4 protein-coding genes are annotated in these 3,338 nt (G+C 33.0%); all 4 read left to right on the top strand.

From position 1 onward, the window contains the following. On the top strand, positions 1-429 hold a 429-nt coding region (locus RCF13_RS07440; RefSeq protein WP_308141034.1), incomplete at its 5' end, for a hypothetical protein. Positions 430-457: 28 nt separating this feature from the next. Beyond that, entirely contained in the window at positions 458-1,366 is a 909-nt protein-coding gene (locus RCF13_RS07435) for an RcpC/CpaB family pilus assembly protein (RefSeq protein ID WP_042516222.1), read from the top strand. 88 nt (positions 1,367-1,454) lie between these two features. Further along, on the top strand, positions 1,455-2,303 hold the full coding sequence (locus tag RCF13_RS07430) for a hypothetical protein (RefSeq protein ID WP_047956710.1): 849 nt from the start codon (positions 1,455-1,457) through the stop codon (positions 2,301-2,303). Between the two features lie 6 nt (positions 2,304-2,309). Beyond that, the coding region (locus RCF13_RS07425) for an ATPase, T2SS/T4P/T4SS family (RefSeq protein WP_308141033.1) at positions 2,310-3,338 on the top strand (1,029 nt) is incomplete at its 3' end.

Here is a 3,338-nt window from a genome sequence, read left to right as displayed (position 1 = left end):
GTATTTTTTCAAATTGACTTAGCTAGTGTTAATACAATTCATCAAGAAAATCGTGAAAGCGTAGATATTGCCTCAGTCGATGCTATATCACTTGCAGTAAATCGAGGAGATTTACGGGTAAAAGAACGTATGACGATTGATGAAGACGTTGCTAAGGCAGCATTTGCAAAAAGCTTTAGTAAAAATACATCTTTTAATATCCCTAATTCAAAAAGACGTTTAGAGATACATAATGGTGAATTTGGAAATAGTACACCATTGTTATCTGTTGGAGTTAGATCATTACAGGGAAGTTATACTAAAAACTATTTTCAAAATTGGGGAGAATATAAAGATGACAATTACATTAGAACCTCAGATAAACAAATAACAATTATAGAAGCAAAAGATCTTAGAACACCCCCTGTTGGCGGAGTGTATAACGATTGAATGAATAATAATTGAGGAGGTAATTTATTTGAATTTCAACAATAAAAAGTTAATCGCAGGTACCATCGCTTTAGGGGCGGTAGCCAGCGTTTGGGGGTATACCTATATGCAAACTGAATCCAAGGTAAAACCTGTAAAAGCAATAGTTACCAAACAAGATATTGCACCACATACAAAAATAACAGAGGACATGATTTTAGAAAAAGAATTTCCTATGTCAGGTATTCCTCCAAAATCTGCTTTAAAAAAGGAGGATGTAGTTGGCAAGTGGACAAAAGATGGCTATGGAATAGCTAAAAATAGTTATATGAATGTAAGTAAAATTGCAAAGCAAGAAGAGTTACCAGATGCAGGAGTAATTTCGTTAAAGCCAGGTGAGTATGCTTTTCCAGTATTAGTAGATTTAGAAACTAGTAACGGTAATGCAATTGTACCTAACACATATGTGGATTTGTACTTCGCAACAAATTTGGAAGCAGAAAAACTAGGGAAAGTAGTTGGAATTGCGGATTTAGATAAGAAATTCATTAGTGAAAGTGTAAAATTCTTTGGATTGGCCGCAAAAAAGGCAAGGGTTGTAAGTGTTAAAGACAGTACAACTTCTGATGTGTTTAATGCAGTACCTAACACTCAAGCGGCTGATGGTAAACAACCTTCAAATACTAGAAAGCAAGCTCGCTTATATACAATTGCAGTAGATAAAGATGCTCTGCAAGTATTAAATAAAGCGAAATTAAACGGGAAAATAATCCCGATAACTAGTGGTCAATCTTATGAAGATTTAATAAAAGATAAAAAAGTAGCAGATCTTACGGATGAAACAACACCAGCTTCAATGAGTAATGAGGCATTAACTAGAAATATTATAGAAATGTTAACTTATAACCCACAACACTTTTTTAAAGTAGATGAAAAAGGAAATTTACAGAAGAAATGAATTTTAGAAAGCTAGAACTTTAAATCTAGCTTTCTAAAATTCAAATATATACGGAAATGTACTCATACATGAAAGGAGTATTAATTTAATGAATAATGAATCAATTAATAATAATGAAATTAAATCAATGGCATTTTGGAGTAACCATGTCAATGAAGGGAAAAGAACGATTTCTCAAGCGGTAGCCCAAACTTTAGCGAAGAATGACAAAAGAGTCTTATATGTAGAATTGGATTATTTACACCCTTCTTTTGCTTTATCTACGGGGTTAACACATCCAAGCAAGAACATGATGCGTTTAATAGAATCAAGAGAAAATTTTTCCATTATGAATTACATCGCTAATAAAAATGATGTGATAGTGAGTGAGGCAATTAGGGAAGCTATGAATAAGATTCCTGAAAATTTATACTTCTTGAGTTTTCCGGCAGACTATTTATTTAATGAATTTCCGAAATTAGAGAATCCGGACTTTATAAATACTTTTATTACTGCAATTAAAGAGTGTAATTTTGATATTACAATTTTTAATTTACCAAATAATTTAGATGACTTATTTGCTTATCCAGTAATGTTAGAGGTGGATAGAGTATTTCATATTATTTCTCCTAATTTACTGCGTATGCAAGAATACAAAAAAACAAGACAGGTTTTAGAGAATGTTGAGTTTGATATGCAGAAGTGGAGTACTATTTTAAACAAATCAATTATGGGGATCTCACCACAGGTTTATGAAGAACAAGCGCTAAAAGAAGAGATTGCATTTGAGATTAGTTGGGACATGAAACGTCCACAAGCTGAACTAGAACTAGAAATAGGTTCTAATGGCATTAACGAAGAGGTAGAGACTTTATTGAGTAATATGGGGTTTGAATTAAAGAAATCCAGTATAGTACCAGAACGAAAATCAAAATTTAATTTATTCTCAAGGGGGTGAAATTAATTGACTCAAGCAATAGCTGTTTCGAATCCAAATAGTTCTAATTTAAAAGTAATAAAAAATAAATATGACTTCTTAGAAATTCAAAACATACTTAGGGAATTAAGACCTAAGTCTATAAATAAGGTGAGCCTAGGTATTACAAGTTATTCTAATCGATCTAAACAAGGTAAAGTATATGGAACTATGAAGAAAGTCCCTCCAGGAATGGTTGATGAATTGAGACAATTCCTAATAGATAACCATCAGACGGTATTACAGGAATCATTTTTACGGGCTGATAAGAGGGCTGAACTAAAAGAGATTATCTCAATTTATACAAAGAATCAAAACTTGGTGTTATCTGGATTGTCTCCAGCTGAAATTATTGATCAATTATTAGATGCTGTAGCTGGAATGGGACCTATCCAGCCATTATGTGATGACCCAATGGTTACAGATATTTATATTAATAGAATTGATGAAATTATGGTTAAAAGGGTGAATCAACCAAGAACACTCACAGATATTAAATTTAACTCTCTAGAAGAGGCGATGGAATTAGTCTATCGTATTGTAAACTCGACAGGTCAAACAATTAATAGGGGAAAACCCTATGCGAATAGTTCACTAGGGAATTTACGTGTAAATATGCTTAGCAAAGAAATTGCATATGAATCAGAAATTGCAGTAGCGATTCGTAAGCCGCGAACAAATATTAGAATCAGTCGCGATAGTATTATAAACACAGGTCAAGCTAGCGAAGAGATGATAAACGCACTGCAAGCTTTTGTTGAAGGTGGACTGAATATTTTAGTTGTTGGACCAACGGGAAGTGGTAAAACTGAGCTTTTAAAATATATAAGTGGCTTTATTCCTAATAGGGATCGGACCTTTGTACTTGAAGATGAGCCTGAATTATATTTAAAAACCTTATACCCTGAGAAACATTTTGTTTCACTTAGATGCAGGCAATCTGAGAATGGTGAATATACAGTCGATTATGACATGCTATTACGCGAATGTTTACGTGAGGATCCTGACCGAATAATT

The sequence above is a fragment of the Stenotrophomonas maltophilia group sp. RNC7 genome (assembly GCF_030910085.1).
Lineage (GTDB): Bacteria > Pseudomonadota > Gammaproteobacteria > Xanthomonadales > Xanthomonadaceae > Stenotrophomonas > Stenotrophomonas sepilia.
Note: the sequence above shows the minus strand (reverse complement) of the source record. Positions and strands in the feature narration are given on the sequence as shown.